The organism is Pseudomonas sp. MS01C9, from assembly GCF_058202755.1.
In genome coordinates this window covers 343,590-364,358 of the sequence record NZ_CM177073.1, presented here as the reverse complement: position 1 = coordinate 364,358, position 20,769 = coordinate 343,590, and the positions used below count along the sequence as shown (strand labels likewise).

The window sequence follows — 20,769 nt, the reverse complement described above, 5'->3', positions numbered from 1 at the left end:
TGCTGGCCGCCGGATCCCTGCTCAGCGCCGCGGCGGCTTTCTGGCCGGGCCTGTCCTTCGCTTCTTCACATTCAAAAGGAAATCCGATGAGCGCCGATCTGATTCTGTTCAATGGCCAGTTCCATACCGTCGACCGTGAAAAGCCCCGCGCCAGTGCGGTCGCCATCAGCCAGGGCAAATTCGTCGCGGTGGGCACCGACGCCGAGGCCATGGCCCTGCGCGGCAGCGCTACCCAGGTCATCGACCTCAAGGGACGCACGGTCATTCCCGGGCTCAATGACTCGCACCTGCACCTGATCCGCGGTGGCCTGAACTACAACCTGGAACTGCGCTGGGAAGGCGTGCCGTCCCTGGCCGATGCCCTGCGCATGCTCAAGGACCAGGCCGACCGCACACCGACGCCGCAATGGGTGCGGGTCGTGGGGGGCTGGAACGAGTTCCAGTTCGCCGAAAAGCGCATGCCCACCCTGGAAGAGCTCAACCAGGCTGCGCCCGATACCCCGGTGTTCGTCCTGCACCTGTACGATCGTGCCTTGCTCAACCGCGCTGCGCTGCGGGTAGCCGGCTATACCCGTGACACGCCGAACCCCCCGGGCGGCGAGATCGTCCGCGACAGCAAGGGCGAACCCACCGGCATGCTGGTGGCGCGCCCCAACGCGATGATCCTCTATTCGACCCTGGCCAAGGGTCCGAAGCTGCCCCTGGAGTACCAGGTCAACTCCACCCGCCAGTTCATGCGTGAACTCAATCGCCTGGGGCTGACCAGTGCCATCGACGCCGGCGGTGGCTTCCAGAACTACCCGGACGATTACGCGGTCATCGAACAGCTGGCCCGTGAGCAGCAGTTGACGGTGCGCATCGCCTACAACCTGTTCACCCAGAAACCCAAGGAAGAACTCACCGACTTCAAGAACTGGACCGGCAGCGTCAAGCTGCACCAGGGTGATGACTTCCTGCGGCATAACGGCGCCGGCGAAATGCTGGTGTTCTCGGCGGCGGACTTCGAAGACTTCCTGGAGCCGCGCCCGGACCTGCCGCCCGGCATGGAGCAGGACCTGGAACCGGTGGTGCGCCATCTGGTGGAGCAACGCTGGCCGTTCCGCCTGCATGCCACCTATGACGAATCCATCAGCCGCATGCTCGATGTGTTCGAGAAGGTCAACCGCGACATCCCGTTCAACGGCCTGCCGTGGTTCTTCGACCATGCCGAGACCATCACGCCGAAGAACATCGAGCGGGTCCGGGCGCTGGGTGGTGGCATTGCGATCCAGGACCGCATGGCGTTCCAGGGTGAATATTTCGTCGACCGCTACGGTGCCAAGGCCGCCGAAGCCACGCCGCCGATCAAGCGCATGCTGGCCGAGGGCGTGCCGGTAGGCGCAGGCACCGACGCCACGCGCGTCTCCAGCTACAACCCCTGGACCTCGCTGTACTGGATGGTCAGCGGTCGCACGGTGGGCGGCCTGGCCTTGCACGAGCAAGGGCTGCCGCGCCTGACCGCGCTGGAGCTGTTCACCCATGGCAGCGCCTGGTTCTCATCGGAGCAAGGCAAGAAAGGCCAGATCAAGGTCGGCCAACTGGCGGACCTGGCGGCATTGAGCGCGGACTTCTTCAGCGTCGAGGAAGAGGCCATCAAGTGGATCGAGTCGGTGTTGACGGTGGTCGACGGCAAGGTGGTGTATGCCGCCGGCGATTTCGAAAAACTCGGCCCTGCCAGCGTCCCGGTGCTGCCGGACTGGTCGCCGGTGGTCAAGGTGCCCGGCCACTGGCGGCCGACCTCGCCGCTGCAGGCGCAGGTCCACCAGTGCAGTGGCCCTTGCGCGGTGCATTCCCACAGCCATGAACGCGCGCGGCTGTCGAACGTCCCGGTCAGCGATTTCCAAGGCTTCTGGGGCGCGTTCGGCTGCTCCTGCTTCGCCTTTTGACTAACAACCACTTTCCCTGTGAGAGCGAGCCTGCTCGCGAAGACGTCGGATCCTCCGGCATCGCCGCAAGCTGATACACCGCTTTGGCGAGCAGGCTCGCTCCCACAGGTTTTCGTCATCATCCATCCAAAGGAGTCATCCCATGAGCAACGCCCCTGTCTACAACCGCCTGAACAAAGATGATGCAGTCGTCCTGCTGGTCGATCACCAGACCGGCCTGATTTCCCTGGTCCAGGACTTCTCGCCCAACGAGTTCAAGAACAACGTCCTGGCCCTGGGCGACCTGGCGAAGTTCTTCGGCCTGCCGACCATCCTGACCACCAGTTTCGAACAGGGCCCCAACGGTCCGCTGGTGCCGGAACTCAAGGAAATGTTCCCGGATGCGCCGTACATCCCGCGTCCAGGCCAGATCAATGCCTGGGACAACGAAGACTTCGTCAAGGCGATCAAGGCCACCGGTCGCAAGCAGTTGATCATTGCCGGCGTGGTGACCGACGTCTGCGTGGCGTTCCCGACACTGTCGGCCCTGGCCGAAGGCTTCGACGTGTTCGTCGTGACCGATGCTTCGGGCACCTTCAACGAAACCGTGCAGCAAGCCTCCTGGGCCCGCATGAGCGCCGCCGGTGCGCAGTTGATGAACTGGTTCTCGGTCGCCTGTGAGCTGCACCGCGACTGGCGCAACGACATCGAAGGCCTGGGCAACCTGCTGTCCCAGCGCATTCCGAACTACCGTAACCTGATGAACAGCTACGCGGCGCAGACCGCCAGGTAAGTCGTTTCCAGGCTGAACAGGTGCCCGCCAATGTGCGGGCATCTTTTTGTCTGGCTATCTGGCCTATATTGCCTGTGGCCAGAGGATTGATCCCGGTGGGGGTGCGCAGCCGCCCCAAAAGTCGGCCAACCGGTTGTGTCAGAATGTTCCTTGAACCAAATGCGGGGTCTGCTGCGCAGCCCAGCGGGGATAAATTCCCTCGCCACAGTTCGTGTTCGGCAAAAATCTTCCGTCTACTTGGAGAGCAATGAATCCTTTCGAAGAAATGCGCATCTTTGCCCAGGTCATGGAGTCAGGCAGTTTCACGGCAGCGGCGGACAAGCTGGGGCTGTCCAAGCAGTTCGTCAGCCGCAAGCTCATGGCCCTGGAACAGCGGCTCGGTGTCAGGCTGCTCAATCGCTCGACGCGGCGCCTGGATGTCACGCCCCTGGGCCAGCGTTATTACGAAGCGGCCCTGCGCCTGCTCGGTGAAATCGAACAGGTGGAGCAGGGCATCAGCGGCCAGACCAGCGAGCCTCGCGGCACCCTGCGCCTGAGCGCGCCGCTGTCGTTCGCCGTGGCGCACCTGGGCAGCCTGCTGCCGCTGTTTCTGCAGCGTTACGGGGAAGTCAGCGTGGAGGTGGACCTGAGCGATCGTTCCGTGGACCTGTTAGGGGAGGGCTATGACCTCGCGCTGCGGATCGGAGAGCTGGAAGACTCGACCCTGATCGCGCGCCGCATCGCCACCATCGAACGGGTCTATTGCGCCAGCCCGGCGTACCTGGCCCGGCGCGGCACACCCACGCGACCCGAAGACCTGCGCGGGCATGACTGCCTGCCATATGGCCACAGCCGGCAGGTCCAGTGGCGATTCGCGGCGGGCGGCAAGCCGCAGGTGCTGGAGGTGGCTGGGCGCATGCGGGCCAATAACGGCGATCTGCTCAGGGACGCCGCTATCGCCGGCATGGGTATCACCTACCTGCCGACGTTCATTCTGGGGGATGCGCTGAAGGATGGACGATTGGTCCAGGTTCTCGAAGGCTTCGAGACCGCGCCCCTGGCGCTGTCGGCGGTGTATCCGCAACACCGGCAGAGCTCGCGCCCGGTGCAGGCGCTGGTGGACTTCCTGCGCGAATACATGCAGTGATCGAGCGAACGCATTCAGCCGTCCAGGCGACGGCTGAAGCATTCGTGGCCGGTCAGGCAGCGAGGTTGGCGCTGCTCATTTCTTTCTTGTATTGCGCTTTCAGGGTTTCCATCTGCTCACCCAAGGCATCCAGCTTGGCTTTGCCCAGCAGTTTCTTGGCCTGAGGGAACATTTCCTTCTCTTCTTCTTCGATGTGGTGTTCAAGCAGTTCCTTGACCACTTTCACCCGTCCCGCGAATTCCGGCTTGGAAGGATCGGTGGCTTTCAGGTCCGGCAACACCAGGGAGTCGACGGTGCGGTGTTCCTCCTTGGCCTCGTAGTACATCTCCACCTCTTCCTTGCCCCCGGCCTGTTTGTAAGCGGGATACAGGATTTCTTCTTCCAGCCGGGTGTGGATGGTGATTTCCATCTCCAGCTTCGCCAACAGGTCGGTGCGCTTCTTGACGCCGCGTTCGGTGGACTCGCTCAGTTGGGCAAGAATGCCCTTGACGCGCTCATGGTCGGCTTTCAACAGATCGATGGCGTTCATATACAGCTCCTCGGCAATTCACGGTTGCGGGCCGACTTCAAGCGTCGACGCCGCGTTACAGGAGGATTGCATGGGGCGTGCCAGTCGTTGATCTCTTGAAAAGCCTTTAAAAACAGTGGGTTGGATTTGATCTGGATTTCAGCGTCGTGCAGCCTGCATGAAGCGGGGAAAAGCACCTTGCACTTTGCGCTGTCCGCCAATCGCTCCCTGCCTGATCGGGTGGGTGGCCCGATTCGCTAAGGCGTTTCGAGCAGGTGCCGAACCTTGGTGGCAATGGCCAGGCAGGAAGTCAGCCCTGGCGATTCGATACCGAACAGGTTGATCAGGCCCGGTACCCCGTGCTCGGCCTCGCTGCTGATGAGGAAGTCCCGGGCAGGTTCGCCGGGAGCGGAAATTTTCGGGCGGATACCGCTATAGGCCGGTTGCAGGCTCTGGTCCGGCAGGCCTGGCCAGTAATCGCGAATCGCCGGATAAAAAACCTCGGCCCGGACCGGATCGACCCGGTAGTCCTCGTGGTCGACCCATTCCACGTCAGGGCCGAAGCGGGCCTGGCCCGCCATGTCCAGGGTCATGTGGGTACCCAGGCCGGCGGCTTGCGGAGCCGGGTAGATCAAGTGGCGGAACGGCGCGCGCCCGGCAAGGCTGAAGTAGTTGCCCTTGCACAGGTAGTCATCGGGCACCGTCTGCGCTGGCAAGCCTTCCATGCGCCGGGCAAGGGCAGGCGCGTGCAAGCCGGTGGCATTGATCAGCAGGCGACAGGACAGGCTCATCTGTGCCGAGCCGCCCACCTCCAGGGTGAAATGCCCGGCTTCGATGCGAACCCCAAGTAGCGGTGAATGGAACGCAACGTCCGCCCCGGCCGCTTGGGCATCGCCCTGCAACGCCAGCATCAGGCCATGGGAATCCACGATGCCGGTGGAGGGCGAGTACAGCGCGGCGACACAGGCCAGCGCCGGTTCCAGGGCCAGTGCCTGCGTCCGGTCGAGCAGGCGCAAGTCGTCCACCCCATTGGCCAGCCCGCGTTCGAGCAGTGTCTGGAGGCCGGCCAATTGCGCCTGGTCTCTGGCGACGATCAATTTGCCGAGGCGTCGGGTGGCCACGCCATGGCTTTCACAATAAGCGTACAGCCGGTGTCGACCTTCGACACACAACTGCGCCTTGAGGCTGCCCGGCGGGTAGTAGATGCCGGCATGAATGACCTCGGAGTTTCGCGAGCTGATGCCCATGCCGACGGCGGCACCGGATTCGATCACCAGCACTTCATGGCCGGCGCGGGCCATCTCCCGCGCCACGGCCAGGCCGACGACCCCTGCGCCTGCCACTACGCATTGGATATCCACACGCAACCTCGATTCTCCTTCAATAGGGAAAGACCTGAGCGCGTTCAGGGTAGCCTCGCCCGGGGAAGGGGTGAAGCGTGGAGGTGACGAAAACATGGATGTGATTAAACTGGCCGGACTCAACGAGGCGTACGGGCTGCGCATTTGGGCCGCGCGTTCCCTACGTTGCCCGTACGTACCCTAGGCGATCGACTTGCCGATCGGGCCTTTTGTCTGACCTTGTCCACGGAGAATCCCCGATGCCTCGTTTTGCAGCCAACCTCAGCATGCTGTACCCGCAACATGATTTCCTGGAGCGTTTCGCGGCTGCGGCGGCCGATGGTTTTTCGGCTGTCGAGTACCTGTTCCCCTATGACCACACCCCTCAGGTGCTCAAGCAGAGGCTCGATGACAACGGCCTTGTCCAGGTGCTGTTCAACGCGCCACCCGGGGATTGGGCTGCGGGGGAGCGGGGGATCGTGTCGTTGCCGGGACGTGAGCAGGAATTTCGCGAGGGTTTCGAGCGTGCCCTGGATTATGCCGCGGTACTGGGCAACTCCAGGATTCATGTCATGGCCGGCGTGCTCCCGTCCGAAGCCGAGCGGGCGCGATATCACGCGGTGTATCTGGAGAACCTCGCCCATGCCACGGCCCAGGCCGCGAAAGCCGGGATCACTGTGCTGCTCGAACCGATCAATACCCGGGACATGCCTGGCTTTTTCCTGAATCGCCAGGACCAGGCCCAGGCCATCTGCCGGGAAGTGGGGGCCGACAACCTCAAGGTCCAGTTCGACTGCTACCACTGCCAGATTGTCGAAGGTGACCTGGCGAGCAAATTGCGGCGCGACTTCAACCGCATCGGCCATGTCCAGATTGCCGGCGTGCCGGACCGCCACGAGCCGGACCTTGGGGAAGTCAATTATCCCTTTGTGTTCGAGCTGCTGGATGAGTTGGGCTATGACGGCTGGGTCGGATGCGAATATCGGCCGCGCGGCGATACTTCAGTGGGTCTGCGGTGGCTGCGGGACTGGAAGGCACGCTGACGCTTGTGGAGCGTGCCTGCTCGCCATGGCGGACTGATGACCGATCACTGCGCCAGATCACACCTGGAGCAACCTTGGCGGTGGCAGCGGTCTGTGCCCGGTGACTGGAAGGGCAGGGCCGTGGTAGTGGTGCACTTGGCCGCGAAACCGCGGTAGGCGGACGAGGCGTAAAGCCGAACGACGCTTTTCTCGGGCATAAAAAAACCGTATCTCGCGATACGGTTTTTCTTCAAGCGAACAGCATTCGCGATCAGCCCGTCAGGCCCGCCTGCTGAACCAGGGTCAGCAATGGCTGTGGGTAGACGCCGAGGAAGAACGCCAATACGGCGATGGCCAGCAGCATCACGCCGCCTGCCTTCTGTTCCCAGTGCAACTCGGCATCGTGACGACGCAGGTTCGGTTCCATCAGATACAGGGTGACCATGACGCGCAGGTAGTAGAACACGCCGATGGCACTGCCCAGCACCAGGGAGCCGACCAGCCACCATTGGTGAGCCTCGACGCCGGTGGCGATGATGTAGAACTTGCCAATGAAGCCGGCGGTCAGCGGGATACCGGCCAGGGACAGCATCATCACGGTGAGCACGGCGGTCAGGTACGGACGGCGCCAGAACAGGCCGCGGTATTCGTACAGGGCGTCGGCGTCGCGGCCGTTGTACGGCGAGGACATCAGGGTGATCACGCCGAACGCGCCAAGGCTGGTGATCACGTAGGTGACCAGGTACACGCCAATGGCTTCCACGGCCAGGCCCTTGCTGGCGATCAGGGCGATCAGCAGGTAGCCGAAGTGGGCGATGGACGAGTAACCCAGCAGACGCTTGAGGTTGCTCTGGGTCAGGGCCAGCAGGTTACCGAACAGGATCGAGGCGATGGCAATGATGGTCAGCACGTTGCTCATGACGCCACTGCTGGCCACCGGAGAGATCTGGAACAGACGCACCATCACGGCGAACACCGCCACCTTGGAAGCTGTGGCCAGAAACGCCGCCACCGGGGCCGGGGCGCCTTCGTAGACGTCCGGGGTCCAGAGGTGGAAGGGCACCAGCGACAGCTTGAACGCCAGGCCGATCAGCATCATGCCCAGGCCCAGTTGCGCGACCGGGCTGGGCAGGCCGGTGGCCGCCAGGGCCTGGCCGATACCGACGAAGCTCAAGGTGCCGGCTTCGGCGTAGAGCAGGGCCATGCCGAACAACAGGAACGCAGAGCCGGCCGCCGACAGCACCATGTACTTGATGCCGGCTTCCAGGGAGCGCTTGTTGAAGAAGGCATAGGCCACCAGGCCGTACACAGGCACCGACAGCAGCTCCAGGCCGATGAACAGGCTGGCCAGGTGCTGGGCGCTGACCAGGACCAGGCCACCGGCGGCGGCCATGAGGATCAGCAGGTACAGCTCTTCACGATTGCCCGGGTAGCCCGAACCGCCATCGCCCAGGTAGGCGTGGGCGAGGGTGACACAGGCCAGGGTGGCGACCAGGATCAGCGCCATGTACAGGCAGGCGAAGCTGTCGATCTGCAACAGCGGGGTGACCGTCAGCGGGGCGACTTTCAGGGCCGGCAGGATCGACAGCAAGGCCAGGTTCAGCCCCGCCACCGACAGCAGGAAGGTCTGGGAGTGATTGCGGCGCCAGGCGATCGCCAGCATCACCACGAGGATCGTGGCGCTGGTGATCAACAGCGGCGCAAGCGCGATAAAGTGTTGAATCGTGAATTCCATAGCGCTCTTACCGGGCCGAAGCGAGTTGAGAGAAGGCGGTGCCGAGCCACTGCTGCACGCCATGCATCGTGGCGGCAGAGGTGTCGAGGAACGGTTGCGGGTAGACGCCGAGGTAAATCAGCAACACCGCAAGGCCAAGCACCATGATCAGTTCGCGACCGTCCATGCCGCGCAGCACTTCGTCCGACCTGGACGGGCCGAAGTAGGCGCGGTGGATCATGATCAGCGAGTAGACCGAACCGAACACCAGGCCGGAGGTGGCGATGGCGATGATCCACGGCGAACTGACGAAGGTGCCGATCAGGATCAGGAACTCGCCGACGAAGTTGCCGGTACCCGGCAGGCCCAGGGAAGCGGCCGCGAAGAACAGGCTGATGGCCGGCAGGTAGGCGATGCGCGACCACAGGCCACCCATTTCACGCATATCCCGGGTGTGCAGGCGCTCGTACAACTGGCCGCTGAGGATAAACAGCGCCGCCGCGGACAGGCCGTGGGCCAGCATCTGGATCACCGCGCCCTGCAGGGCCAGCTGGCTGCCGGAATAGATACCGATCAGCACGAAGCCCATGTGCGAGACGCTGGAGAAGGCGATCAGGCGCTTGATGTCGGTCTGGGCGAAGGCCAGGAACGCACCGTAGAAGATCCCGATCAGGCCGAGGGTCATCGCGATCGGCGCGAACTCGGCCGAGGCGTTGGGGAACATCGGCAACGCGAAGCGCAGCAGACCATAGGCCGCCGTCTTGAGCAGGATACCCGCCAGGTCCACGGAACCTGCGGTCGGTGCCTGGGCGTGGGCATCCGGCAGCCAGGAGTGCAACGGTACCACCGGCAGCTTCACCGCGAAGGCGATGAAGAAGCCCAGCATCAGCACGTACTCGGTGGTGCGCGACATCTGCACTTTCAACAGGTCGGCGTAGTTGAAGGTGATCACGCCGGTGTTGTTGAAGTTGACCAGCACCAGACCGAGGATCGCCACCAGCATGATCAGGCCGGAAGCCTGGGTGAAGATGAAGAACTTGGTCGCCGCGTAGATCCGGGTTTTCTTGCCGTCCGCCGAGCTATGACCCCAGAGCGCGATGAGGAAGTACATCGGCACCAGCATCATTTCCCAGAAGAAGAAGAACATGAACAGGTCCAGCGCGAGGAACACGCCGACGACGCCGCCCAGGATCCACATCAGGTTCAGGTGGAAGAAGCCCACATGGCGCTGGATCTCTTTCCAGGAGCAGAGCACCGAGAGGATACCCAGCAGGCCGGTCAGCAGGATCATCAGCAGCGACAGGCCGTCGAGGGCCAGATGCACGCTGATGCCGAAGCGCTCGATCCACAGGTGCTTGAATTCAAGCGCCCAGGTCGGATCGGCGCCGGGGGCCGGAGCGAATGAATAGTCGCCGGTCGCCCACAGCCAGAGGCCGAGCGCGAGTTCCAGGGACATGGTCAGCAGCGCGATCCAGCGCGGGAGGGTGGAGCTGGAACGCTCCGCCATCCAGCACAGCAGGCCGCCGATAAAAGGGATCAGGATTAGCCAGGGCAGAATCATGACGGGCTCGTTTCCTTTCGCAAGTTCGCAAGGTTCATATCAGACCGCTACCAGCACGATGGCGCCGATAACCAGCACGGCGCCAGCCGCCATGGAAGCCGCATACCAACGCAGTTGACCGGTCTCGGTACGGCTCAGGGCAGTGTGGCCGCCCTTGGCCATGCGCGGGATCAGGCCAATGGTCTGGTCGAGCGGGTCTTTGCGCAGAATGTGGCTGATCGCAAGGTATGGCTTGACGAACAGTTTGTCGTAGATCCAGTCGAAGCCCCAGGCAGCGAACCACCAGGCCGAAAGGACACGGCCGAGGCCGCTGTTGGCGATCGCGGTCACGAAGCGACGCTTGCCCAGGAACAAGAGGGCGGACAGCAGGATACCCGCCAGGGCGATGGCGCCCGAGGCGATTTCCAGGCTGTGCTTGGCTTCGCCGCCTGCATGGCCGACGCTTTGTGGCAGCACGCCGGCAAGCGGTGGGGTGATCAGGGCGCCGACGAAAGTCGACAGCACGATCAGTACCGACAGCGGCAGCCAGTGGGCGATGCCGTGGCCGGCGTGGGCTTCGGTCTTGGCTTCACCATGGAACGCGATGAAGATCAGGCGGAAGGTGTACAGCGAGGTCATGAACGCACCCACCAGGCCTGCGTAGAGCAGCCCCTGGTTGCCGCTGGCGAACGCTTCCCAGAGGATCTCGTCCTTGGAGTAGAAGCCGGCGGTCACCAGTGGCAGGGCCGCCAGGGCCGCGCCACCGACGATGAAGCTGGCGTAGGCCAGTGGCAGTTTTTTCCACAGGCCGCCCATCTTGAAGATGTTCTGCTCGTGGTGGCAGGCAACGATCACCGCACCGGAGGCCAGGAACAGCAGGGCCTTGAAGAACGCGTGGGTCATCAGGTGGAAGATCGCGCCTTCCCAGGCACCGACACCCAGGGCCAGGAACATGTAGCCGATCTGGCTCATGGTGGAGTAGGCGAGGATCCGCTTGATGTCGGTCTGCACCAGGGCGGCGAAACCGGCCAGCACCAGGGTCACGCCGCCGACGATGCCCACCAGGTGCAGGATGTCCGGCGCCAGGGCGAACAGGCCGTGGGTACGGGCGATCAGGTACACGCCCGCGGTCACCATGGTTGCCGCGTGGATCAGGGCCGAGACCGGGGTAGGGCCGGCCATCGCGTCCGCCAGCCAGGTCTGCAGCGGCAGCTGTGCGGATTTGCCGACGGCACCACCGAGCAGCATCAGGGTCGCCAGGACGATCCAGAAGTCGCCGGCCTTGAAGTGCTCGGGAGCACGGACCAGCAGCTCCTGGATGTTCAGCGTGCCCAGCTGCTGGAACAGGATGAACAGGCCGATGGCCATGAACACGTCGCCGATCCGGGTCACGATGAATGCCTTCAGCGCCGCGTTGCCGTTGTTGCGGTTGCTGTAGTAGAAACCGATCAACAGGTACGAGCACAGGCCCACGCCTTCCCAGCCGAAGTACACGAACAGCAGGTTATCGCCGAGCACCAGGAACAGCATGCTGGCGATGAATAGGTTGGTGTAGGCGAAGAAACGCGAGTAACCGGCTTCACCGCGCATGTACCAGGAAGCGAACAGGTGGATCAGGAAACCCACGCCGACCACCACGCCGAGCATGGTCACCGACAGGCCGTCCAGATACAGGGTGAAGCTTGGCGTGAAGCCTTCCACCGCCATCCACTGCCACAGCACCTGCGCGTACGCGCCACCTTGCGGCGGGGCGACGTTGAACTGCCAGATCACGTAGGCCGTGACGATGGCGGACAGGCCGATGGAACCGACGCCGATCAATGCCGAGAGGTTTTCCGAGAAGCGGCCCCGCGAGAACGACAGCAGCAGGAAGCCGATGAGGGGGAATACGAAAGTCAGGAAGAGTAGGTTCATCCGCGCATCTCGCTGGCAGCGTCGATATCGAGAGTGTGGAAGCGGCGATGCAGCTGCAACAGAATCGCCAGGCCGATACTGGCCTCGGCGGCTGCCAGGCTGATCACCAGGATGAACATGACTTGTCCATCCGGTTGCGCCCAGCGAGCGCCCGCGACGATGAAGGCCAGGGCGGAGGCATTCATCATGACCTCCAGGCTCATCAGCACGAACAGAATGTTGCGGCGGACCATCAGGCCGACCAGACCGAGACAGAACAGGATGCCGGCAACCGCCAGACCATGCTCGAGAGGGATAGCAGGCATGTGATTACTCCTTCGCCTCGTTACGGCCCAAATGGAACGCCGTGACGGCTGCGGCGAGCAGCAGCATCGAGGCGAGTTCGACCACCAGCAGGTACGGGCCGAACAGGCTGATGCCCACGGCCTTGGCGTCCACGGTGGTTTGGCCGATGGCCTGGCCGCTCTGGTGAGCGAACAGCACATACAGCAATTCACCCAGCAGCAGGGCGGCGAGGATCACCGGCCCGGCCCAGATGCCCGGCTTGAGCCAGGAGCGCTCCTGCTGGACCGAGGCAGGGCCCAGGTTCAGCATCATCACCACGAACACGAAAAGCACCATGATGGCGCCGGCGTAGGCGATCACTTCCAGGGCACCGGCGAACGGTGCGCCGAGGCTGAAGAACGTCATGGCCACGGCGATGAGCGAAATGATCAGGTAGAGCAGGGCGTGCACGGGGTTGGTGTTGGTGACCACTCGAAGCGTGGACACCACCGCGATACCCGATGCGAAATAGAAAGCGAATTCCATCTTTCTTCCTTAAGGCAGCAAGCTCTTCACGTTGATCGGCTCGGCTTCGTTCTGCGCGGCACCTTTCGGCTTACCGGCAATGGCCATACCTGCAACACGATAGAAGTTGTAATCAGGGTTTTTACCGGGACCGGAAATCAGCAGGTCTTCTTTCTCGTACACCAGGTCCTGACGTTTGAAGTCGGCCATTTCGAAATCCGGCGTGAGCTGGATCGCGGTGGTCGGGCAGGCTTCTTCGCAAAGGCCGCAGAAGATGCAACGCGAGAAGTTGATGCGGAAGAAGTCCGGGTACCAGCGACCGTCTTCGGTCTCGGCTTTCTGCAGCGAGATGCAGCCTACCGGGCAAGCCACGGCGCACAGGTTGCAGGCCACGCAGCGTTCCTCGCCGTCGGGGTCGCGGGTCAGGACGATGCGGCCACGGTAGCGAGGTGCCAGGTAGACCGCTTCTTCGGGGTATTGCAGGGTGTCGCGCTTGCGGAAGCCATGGCCGAAGATCATGACCAGGCTCCGCAGTTGGGTACCGGTACCCTTAACGATGTCGCCAATATATTTGAACATGGGTCAAATCCTCACTGAACCGCGGCCGCAGGCGTGTTCAACAACACGATCGCAGCGGTCACCAGCAAATTGATCAGGGTCAGTGGCAGGCAGAATTTCCAGCTGAAGTCCATCACCTGGTCGTAGCGTGGGCGCGGGATCGAGGCGCGCAGCAGGACGAACAGCATGATGAAGAACGCGGTCTTCAGGGCGAACCACACGAAGGACAGTTGCGGCAGGATGCCGAACGGACCATGCCAGCCGCCGAAGAACAGCGTGACCAGCAGTGCCGAGATCAGGACGATGCCGATGTATTCACCGACGAAGAACATGCCCCATTTCATGCCGGCGTATTCGATGTGGTAACCATCGGCCAGTTCCTGTTCCGCTTCCGGCTGGTCGAAGGGGTGACGGTGAGTCACGGCCACGCCAGCGACGAAGAACGTACAGAAGCCGAAGAACTGCGGAATGATGAACCACAGGTTCTGCGCCTGGTACTCGACGATGTCGCGCATGTTGAACGAACCGGCCTGGACCACGACGCCCATCAGCGCCAGGCCCATGAACACTTCGTAGGACACGGTCTGGGCCGAAGCACGCAGGCTGCCCAGCAGGGCGAACTTGTTGTTGCTCGACCAACCGGCGAACAGCACCGCATACACCGAAAGGCCGGCCATGGCGAAGAAGAACAGCAGGCCGATGTTCAGGTCCGCCACGCCCCAGGTCGGGGTGATCGGGATGATCGCGAAGGCGATCAGCAAGGCGCTCATGGCCACCACCGGTGCCAGGGTGAAGATCACCTTGTCGGCGAACGGTGGCGTCCAGTCTTCCTTGAAGAACATTTTGACCATGTCGGCGGCGATCTGGAACATGCCGAACGGGCCGACGCGGTTCGGACCGTAGCGGTCCTGCCACCAGCCCAGCAGGCGACGTTCGACGAAGCTCAGCAGTGCCCCGCAGACCACCACGGCCAGCAGGATCACGATGGCCTTGAGGACTGTCAGGATCACTTCGATCACTTCAGGGGTGAACCAGCTCATTGCGCTGCCTCCTGCAGACCATCGACGGTCTTGCCGAACACCGCCGGTGGGATACCCGCCAGGCCGGCCGGCAGGGCCACCAGGCCGGCGCCCAGTTGCTCATTGATACGCAGCGGCAGGCGCAAGGTCTGGCCCGCGACGTTCAGGCTCAGCAGGGCGCCGTCGTTGACGCCCAGGCGATCGGCCTCCGATTTGGCCAGCGACACGTAGGCGGCCGGGATGCGTTCCTGTACCGGAGCGGCCTTGGAAGAGTTCTCTTCGCTGCCGAACAGGTGATGGAACGGTACGACCTGCCAGGTGCCCGGGGCCGGATTGAAAGCGCGCGGTACATTGGCGAACCAGCCCAGGCCATCGCCCTGGCTTTCGATCAGGCGAGTGCCCGGATCGCCGGCACGCAGGTGACCACCGACCTCGTCCTGGAACTTGTTCCAGGCCTGGGGCGAGTTCCAGCCCGGCGACCAGGCGAACGGCACTTGCGAGCGCGGTTCGGCCGAGCCCGAGTAACCTTCCATCGAGAAGGCGAACGCGGTGTCCTTGTCCTGCGGGGTGCGCGGTTCGTGGACGCTGATGTTGGCGCGCATCGCGGTGCGGCCGGAATAACGCAGCGGTTCACGGGCCAGCTTCAAGCCCTTGATGCGGAACGAGGCGGACGGTGCGGCGTCGACGATGCCGGCCAGTTGAGCGGAGCTCGATGCGACTGCAGCCGTGACGTGGTCCAGTTGGGTCCAGTCGATCGGCTGGTTCAGCAGGGTGGCGCGCAGGGCATGCAGCCAGCGCCAGCCCTCGTGGACCAGGATGCTGGCGTCCAGGTATTGCGGGTCGAAGACCTGGAAGAAACGCTGGGCGCGACCTTCCTGGCTGACCAGCGTCCCGTCGCCTTCGGCGAAGCTCGCCGCCGGCAGCACCAGGTGGGCGCGGTCGGTGGTGGCGGTTTTCTGATGGTCGGCGACGATCACCACTTTCGCGGCATTCAACGCGGCGTCCACCTTGGCCTTGTCGGTGCGGGTGAACAGGTCGTTCTCCAGCACCACGATGGCATCGGCGCTGCCGTCGATCACGGCTTGCAGCGCCGCGTCCACCGACTCGCCGCCGAGCATGGCCAGGCCGAGGCTGTTGGCTTCGGGCACCACCAGGCTGATGGAGCCGTTCTTTTCCCGCAGCTTGAGGGCCTTGGCGATGTTGGCGGCCGCTTCGATCAGGGCCTTGGAGCCCAGGGAGGTACCGGCGATGACCAGCGGACGCTTGGCCGCCAGCAGGGCGTCGGCGATGCGCTGTACCAATGCGCCTGCTTCGCTGTCCAGGCCTTCGACGGCCGGGGCGCTGGCGTCCAGGGCGTGGGCCACGGCGAAACCGATGCGCGCCAGGTCGTCCGGAGCTGCGTGGACGCATTCCTCGGCCACGTCATCGAGCTTGGTTTCGGCGAGGCTGGCGATGAACAGCGGGTTCAGCTCATGCTGGCCGATGTTCTTCACGGCAGCGTCGAGCCATGGCTGGACACGCATGGCGTCGGCCATCTCCTCGGCCTTGCCCTTGACCGACTGACGCAAGGCCAGGGCCATGCGGGCCGCGGTCTGGGTCAGGTCTTCACCGAGGACGAACACTGCGTCGTGGTCTTCGATGTCACGCATCGTCGGCACGGGCAGCGGGCTGTCCTTGAGCACTTGCAGCACCAGGCGGATGCGTTCCAGCTCGCCGGCTTCGATACCGCTGTAGAAGTGTTCGGTACCGACCAGCTCACGCAGCGCGTAGTTGCTTTCCAGGCTGGCCCGTGGCGAGCCGATGCCGACGATGTTGCGGCCGCGCAGCAGGTCGGCGGCCTTGTCCAGGGCTTCGTCCAGGCTCAGCTTGGTGCCGTCGGCCAGCAGCGGCTGGCGAGGGCGGTCCTTGCGGTTGACGTAGCCGTAGCCGAAACGGCCGCGGTCGCACAGGAAGTACTGGTTCACCGAACCGTTGTAGCGGTTTTCGATGCGACGCAGTTCGCCGTAGCGTTCGCCCGGGCTGATGTTGCAACCGCTGGAGCAGCCGTGGCAGATGCTTGGCGCGAACTGCATGTCCCACTTGCGGTTGTAGCGCTCGGAGTGGGTCTTGTCGGTGAACACACCGGTCGGGCAGACCTCGGTGAGGTTGCCGGAGAATTCGCTTTCCAGGGTGCCGTCTTCGACGCGACCGAAGTACACGTTGTCGTGGGCGCCGAACACGCCCAGGTCGGTGCCGCCGGCGTAGTCCTTGTAGAAGCGCACGCAGCGGTAGCAGGCGATGCAACGGTTCATCTCATGGGAAATGAACGGGCCCAGCTGCTGGTTCTGGTGGGTGCGCTTCTTGAAGCGATAACGGCGCTCGTTGTGACCGGTCATCACGGTCATGTCCTGCAAGTGGCAGTGACCACCTTCCTCGCAGACCGGGCAGTCGTGCGGGTGGTTGGTCATCAGCCATTCGACGACACTGGCGCGGAACGCCTTGGATTCCTCATCGTCGATGGAGATCCAGGTGTTGTCGGTGGCAGGGGTCATGCAGGACATGACGATGCGACCGCGGGTGTCGTTCTCGTCGGTGTACTGCTTGACTGCGCACTGGCGGCAGGCCCCGACGCTACCAAGCGCGGGGTGCCAGCAGAAATAAGGGATGTCGAGGCCTAGCGACAGACATGCCTGTAACAGGTTGTCTGCCCCATCGACTTCGAGCGCTTTGCCGTCTACGTGGATAGTGGCCATGGTTCAAAGTTCTTCGTTGGCCCGGTGTCAGCGGGCGTGGCTAATGGAATCTTGTCGTTCGTCCGAGTCCAAACAGCCCAGGAGGCGTCATCGGACGAAAAGGCGAAGGGCACGGACCCTTCGCCTTCTTAAGCGTTGTTACGCGCCGACCATGGTCGGCGTGACCACCTGATTGAGATCGCCGGCGCGGGTTGGCGCGATGCCGGCCTCGAATTCAGGGCGGAAGTACTTGATCGCGCTGCCCAGCGGTTCCACGGCACCCGGTGCGTGGGCACAGAAGGTCTTGCCCGGGCCGAGGAAACCCACCAGGCCCAGCAGGGTCTCGATGTCGCCGGCCTGGCCTTCGCCGTTCTCGATGGCCCGCAACAACTTGACGCTCCATGGCAGGCCATCGCGGCAAGGGGTGCAGAAACCGCACGACTCACGAGCGAAGAACTCTTCCATGTTGCGCAGCAGCGAAACCATGCTGACGCTGTCGTCCACCGCCATGGCCAGGCCGGTACCCATGCGGGTCCCGACCTTGGCGATGCCGCCGGCATACATCTGCGCGTCCAGGTGTTCGGGCAGCAGGAAGCCGGTACCGGCACCGCCGGGCTGCCAGCACTTGAGCTTGTAGCCGTCGCGCATGCCGCCGGCGTAGTCCTCGAACAGCTCGCGTCCGGTGATGCCGAAGGGCAGCTCCCACAGGCCGGGGTTCTTGACCTTGCCGGAGAAGCCCATGAGCTTGGTGCCCATGTCTTCGCTGCCGTCGCGGGCCAGGGATTTGTACCAGTCCACGCCGTCGGCGATGATCGCCGGCACGTTGCACAGGGTCTCGACGTTGTTCACGCAGGTCGGCTTGCCCCACACGCCCACGGCGGCAGGGAAGGGCGGTTTGGAGCGCGGGTTGGCGCGGCGTCCTTCCAGGGAGTTGATCAGTGCGGTTTCTTCACCGCAGATATAACGCCCGGCGCCCGTGTGGACGAACAGCTCGAAATCGAAGCCGCTGCCCAGGATGTTCTTGCCCAGCAGGCCCGCGGCCTTGGCTTCTTCCACGGCACGGTTCAGGTGCCTGGCGGCGGTGGTGTATTCGCCGCGCAGGAAGATATAGCCGCGGTAGGTCTTCAGCGCCCGGGCGCTGATGAGCATGCCTTCGATCAGCAGATGGGGCAGTTGCTCCATCAGCATGCGGTCCTTCCAGGTGTTGGGCTCCATCTCATCCGCGTTGCACAGCAGGTAGCGGATATTGATGGATTCGTCCTTGGGCATCAGTCCCCACTTCACGCCGGTAGGGAAGCCCGCGCCGCCGCGGCCCTTGAGGCCCGAGTCCTTCACGGTCTGGACGATGTCGTCCTGGCCCATGTCGGTGAAGGCCTTGCGCGCGGCGGCATAGCCGTTCTTGGCCTGGTATTCGTCCAGCCAGACCGGCTCGCCGTCGTCACGCAGGCGCCAGGTCAGGGGGTGGGTTTCGGCCGAACGCTGGATGCGGTTGGCGGGCCCGAAGGAAGTCAGGGTCATACGTAGCCCTCCAGCAGTTTGGCAACGCCGGCTGGCGTAACGTCACCGAAGGTGTCGTCGTCGATCATCAGTGCCGGGGCCTTGTCGCAGTTGCCCAGGCAGCACACCGGCAGCAGGGTGAAGCGGCCGTCGGCAGTGGTCTGGCCCAGGCCGATGCCCAGTTTGCTCTGCAGCTCGCCGACCACCGACTCGTGGCCGCCGATGTAGCAGACCATGCTGTCGCAGACGCGAATGATGTGGCGGCCCACCGGCTGGCGGAAGATCTGGCTGTAGAAGGTGGCGACGCCTTCGACGTCGCTGGCCGGAATGCCGAGGATCTCGCCGATGGCGTAGAGCGCGCCATCGGGTACCCAGCCACGTTCCTTCTGGACGATCTTGAGGGCTTCGATAGACGCCGCGCGCGGGTCTTCGTAGTGATGCAGCTCGTGCTCGATGGCCGAGCGCTCGGTTTCGCTCAGGGCGAAACGGTCTGTCTGGATAAGCGTGCTGTTCATGCTTAGCGGTCCACGTCGGCCATAACGAAGTCGATACTACCCAGGTACGCGATCAAGTCCGCGACCATGCTGCCTTTGATCACCGAAGGGATCTGCTGCAGGTGCGGATAGCTTGGAGTGCGGATCCGGGTGCGGTAGCTCATGGTGCCGCCATCGCTCGTCAGGTAATAACTGTTGATACCCTTGGTCGCTTCGATCATCTGGAAGGATTCGTTGGCCGGCATGACCGGGCCCCACGAAACCTGCAGGAAGTGCGTGATCAGGGTCTCGATGTGTTGCAGCGTGCGCTCCTTTGGCGGCGGCGTGGTCAGCGGGTGATCCGCCTTGTACGGGCCTTCCGGCATGTTGCGCATGCACTGGTCGATGATCTTGATGCTCTGGCGCATCTCCTCGACGCGAACCATGCAGCGGTCATAGGCATCGCCGTTGACGGCCAGTGGTACTTCGAATTCGAAGTTCTCGTAGCCGGAATAGGGGCGAGCCTTGCGCAGGTCGAAATCGCAGCCGGTGGAACGCAGGCCGGCACCGGTGACGCCCCATTCCAGGGCCTCTTTGGTGTTGTAGGCAGCGACCCCGATGGTACGACCCTTGAGAATGCTGTTCTGCAGGGCGGCCTTGGTGTATTCGTCCAGGCGCTTGGGCATCCACTCGACGAAATCCTTGACCAGCTTTTCCCAGCCCCGGGGCAGGTCGTGGGCGACGCCGCCGATGCGGTACCAGGCCGGGTGCAGGCGGAAGCCGGTGATGGCTTCGATCACCGTGTAGGCCCGCTGGCGGTCGGTGAACGTGAAGAACACCGGAGTCATGGCGCCGACGTCCTGGATATAGGTACCGAGGAACAGCAGGTGGCTGGTGATACGGAAGAACTCGGCCATCATGATGCGAATCACGTTGACCCGGTCCGGTACCGTGATACCGGCCAGTTTCTCGACCGAGAGCACGTACGGCAGGTTGTTCATCACGCCGCCGAGGTAGTCGATGCGGTCGGTGTACGGGATGTAGCTGTGCCAGGACTGGCGCTCGCCCATCTTCTCGGCGCCACGGTGGTGATAGCCGATGTCCGGGACGCAGTCGACGATCTCTTCGCCGTCCAGTTGCAGGATGATGCGGAACGCACCGTGGGCCGAAGGGTGGTTCGGGCCGAGGTTGAGGAACATGTAGTCCTCGTTCGCCCCGGAGCGCTTCATGCCCCAGTCTTCGGGTTTGAAGCGCGCGGCTTCTTCCTCTAGCTGCTGCTTGGCCAGGGACAGGCTGAACGGGTCGAACTCGGTGGCGCGGGCCGGGAAGTCCTTGCGCAGCGGGTGACCTTCCCAGGTCGGCGGCATCATGATGCGTGTCAGGTGCGGGTGACCGCGGAAGTCGATGCCGAACATGTCCCAGACTTCGCGCTCGTACCAGTTGGCGTTCGGCCAGATACCGGTCACGGAGGGCACGCTGAGGTCGTTTTCGGACAAGGCGACCTTGATCATTACGTCACTATTACGTTCCACCGACAGCAGGTGGTAGAACACGGTGAAGTCGACACCGCTCGGCAGCCCTTGGCGCTTGGTACGCAGGCGCTCGTCCACGCCGTGCAGGTCATAGAGCATGACGTAGGGCTTGGGCAGGTTGCGCAGGAAAGTCAGGACTTCGACGAGCTTCTCGCGGGCAACCCACAGCACCGGCATGCCGGTGCGGGTTGCCTGGGCGGTGAACGCCTCGGGGCCAAAACGGTTGTTCAGTTCGACGACCACATCCTGGTCGTCTGCCTTGTAAGGCGGGATGTACAGAGCACTGCCTGTAGTCATGGTTATTTATCGCTTTCGGTCAACGTAAAGAA

At 63.4% G+C, this 20,769-nt stretch carries 17 protein-coding genes; 4 read left to right on the top strand and 13 right to left on the bottom strand.

The features are described from left to right. Window positions 1-86: 86 nt before the first annotated feature. The 3 genes from AC1M7R_RS01685 to AC1M7R_RS01675 all read left to right on the top strand — a co-directional run bounded on the left by AC1M7R_RS01685 (window position 87) and on the right by AC1M7R_RS01675 (window position 3,823). Window positions 87-1,925, top strand: a complete 1,839-nt coding sequence (locus tag AC1M7R_RS01685) for an amidohydrolase (protein ID WP_072393070.1) — start codon at window positions 87-89, stop codon at window positions 1,923-1,925. 142 nt (window positions 1,926-2,067) lie between these two features. Beyond that, window positions 2,068-2,697, top strand: a complete 630-nt coding sequence (gene ycaC / locus AC1M7R_RS01680) for an isochorismate family cysteine hydrolase YcaC (RefSeq protein WP_072392785.1) — start codon at window positions 2,068-2,070, stop codon at window positions 2,695-2,697. 247 nt (window positions 2,698-2,944) lie between these two features. Continuing rightward, a complete protein-coding gene (locus AC1M7R_RS01675; RefSeq protein WP_072392788.1) occupies window positions 2,945-3,823 on the top strand; it encodes a LysR family transcriptional regulator in 879 nt (292 codons plus the stop codon). A gap of 52 nt (window positions 3,824-3,875) precedes the next feature. Here the strand turns inward: AC1M7R_RS01675 and AC1M7R_RS01670 are convergent, their stop codons facing one another. After that, window positions 3,876-4,352: a PA2171 family ribosome-binding persister protein gene (locus AC1M7R_RS01670; RefSeq protein ID WP_072430643.1), complete on the bottom strand. Its 477-nt coding sequence runs from the start codon at window positions 4,350-4,352 to the stop codon at window positions 3,876-3,878. A 236-nt stretch (window positions 4,353-4,588) separates the two neighbouring features. Beyond that, entirely contained in the window at window positions 4,589-5,698 is a 1,110-nt protein-coding gene (locus AC1M7R_RS01665; RefSeq protein WP_490610189.1) for an NAD(P)/FAD-dependent oxidoreductase, read from the bottom strand. A 233-nt stretch (window positions 5,699-5,931) separates the two neighbouring features. Here AC1M7R_RS01665 and otnI point away from each other — a divergent pair, with 233 nt between their 5' ends. Beyond that, window positions 5,932-6,714, top strand: coding sequence for a 2-oxo-tetronate isomerase (otnI, locus tag AC1M7R_RS01660; RefSeq protein WP_072392798.1), 783 nt, complete (start codon window positions 5,932-5,934; stop codon window positions 6,712-6,714). A 250-nt stretch (window positions 6,715-6,964) separates the two neighbouring features. Here otnI and nuoN read toward each other — a convergent pair whose 3' ends face one another. The 11 genes from nuoN to nuoC form a co-directional block, all read right to left on the bottom strand. Continuing rightward, window positions 6,965-8,428 carry an NADH-quinone oxidoreductase subunit NuoN gene (gene nuoN, locus AC1M7R_RS01655; RefSeq protein WP_072392801.1) on the bottom strand — a complete coding sequence of 488 codons (1,464 nt, stop codon included), beginning with the start codon at window positions 8,426-8,428 and terminating at the stop codon, window positions 6,965-6,967. Window positions 8,429-8,435: 7 nt separating this feature from the next. Continuing rightward, on the bottom strand, window positions 8,436-9,968 hold the full coding sequence (gene nuoM / locus AC1M7R_RS01650; protein ID WP_072392804.1) for an NADH-quinone oxidoreductase subunit M: 1,533 nt from the start codon (window positions 9,966-9,968) through the stop codon (window positions 8,436-8,438). Window positions 9,969-10,007: 39 nt separating this feature from the next. Beyond that, a complete protein-coding gene (gene nuoL, locus AC1M7R_RS01645) occupies window positions 10,008-11,861 on the bottom strand; it encodes an NADH-quinone oxidoreductase subunit L (RefSeq protein WP_072392807.1) in 1,854 nt (617 codons plus the stop codon). Then, window positions 11,858-12,166 (bottom strand): NADH-quinone oxidoreductase subunit NuoK, encoded by a 309-nt coding sequence (nuoK, locus tag AC1M7R_RS01640; RefSeq protein WP_072392810.1) that lies wholly within the window; start codon window positions 12,164-12,166, stop codon window positions 11,858-11,860. Before nuoK ends, nuoL begins: the two co-directional genes overlap by 4 nt. A gap of 4 nt (window positions 12,167-12,170) precedes the next feature. Next, on the bottom strand, window positions 12,171-12,671 hold the full coding sequence (nuoJ, locus tag AC1M7R_RS01635; protein WP_072392813.1) for an NADH-quinone oxidoreductase subunit J: 501 nt from the start codon (window positions 12,669-12,671) through the stop codon (window positions 12,171-12,173). Window positions 12,672-12,680: 9 nt separating this feature from the next. After that, window positions 12,681-13,229 (bottom strand): NADH-quinone oxidoreductase subunit NuoI, encoded by a 549-nt coding sequence (gene nuoI / locus AC1M7R_RS01630; protein WP_072392816.1) that lies wholly within the window; start codon window positions 13,227-13,229, stop codon window positions 12,681-12,683. 11 nt (window positions 13,230-13,240) lie between these two features. Then, entirely contained in the window at window positions 13,241-14,248 is a 1,008-nt protein-coding gene (gene nuoH, locus AC1M7R_RS01625) for an NADH-quinone oxidoreductase subunit NuoH (RefSeq protein ID WP_072392820.1), read from the bottom strand. Further along, complete coding sequence (nuoG, locus tag AC1M7R_RS01620) at window positions 14,245-16,959, bottom strand: NADH-quinone oxidoreductase subunit NuoG (RefSeq protein ID WP_072430640.1); 2,715 nt, start codon at window positions 16,957-16,959, stop codon at window positions 14,245-14,247. The genes nuoH and nuoG overlap by 4 nt, the downstream gene beginning before the upstream one ends. A 138-nt stretch (window positions 16,960-17,097) precedes the next feature. After that, window positions 17,098-18,456, bottom strand: a complete 1,359-nt coding sequence (gene nuoF / locus AC1M7R_RS01615; RefSeq protein WP_072392826.1) for an NADH-quinone oxidoreductase subunit NuoF — start codon at window positions 18,454-18,456, stop codon at window positions 17,098-17,100. After that, window positions 18,453-18,950 carry an NADH-quinone oxidoreductase subunit NuoE gene (nuoE, locus tag AC1M7R_RS01610; protein ID WP_072392829.1) on the bottom strand — a complete coding sequence of 166 codons (498 nt, stop codon included), beginning with the start codon at window positions 18,948-18,950 and terminating at the stop codon, window positions 18,453-18,455. The genes nuoF and nuoE overlap by 4 nt, the downstream gene beginning before the upstream one ends. A gap of 2 nt (window positions 18,951-18,952) precedes the next feature. Beyond that, window positions 18,953-20,737, bottom strand: a complete 1,785-nt coding sequence (gene nuoC, locus AC1M7R_RS01605) for an NADH-quinone oxidoreductase subunit C/D (RefSeq protein WP_072392832.1) — start codon at window positions 20,735-20,737, stop codon at window positions 18,953-18,955. Window positions 20,738-20,769: the final 32 nt, after the last annotated feature.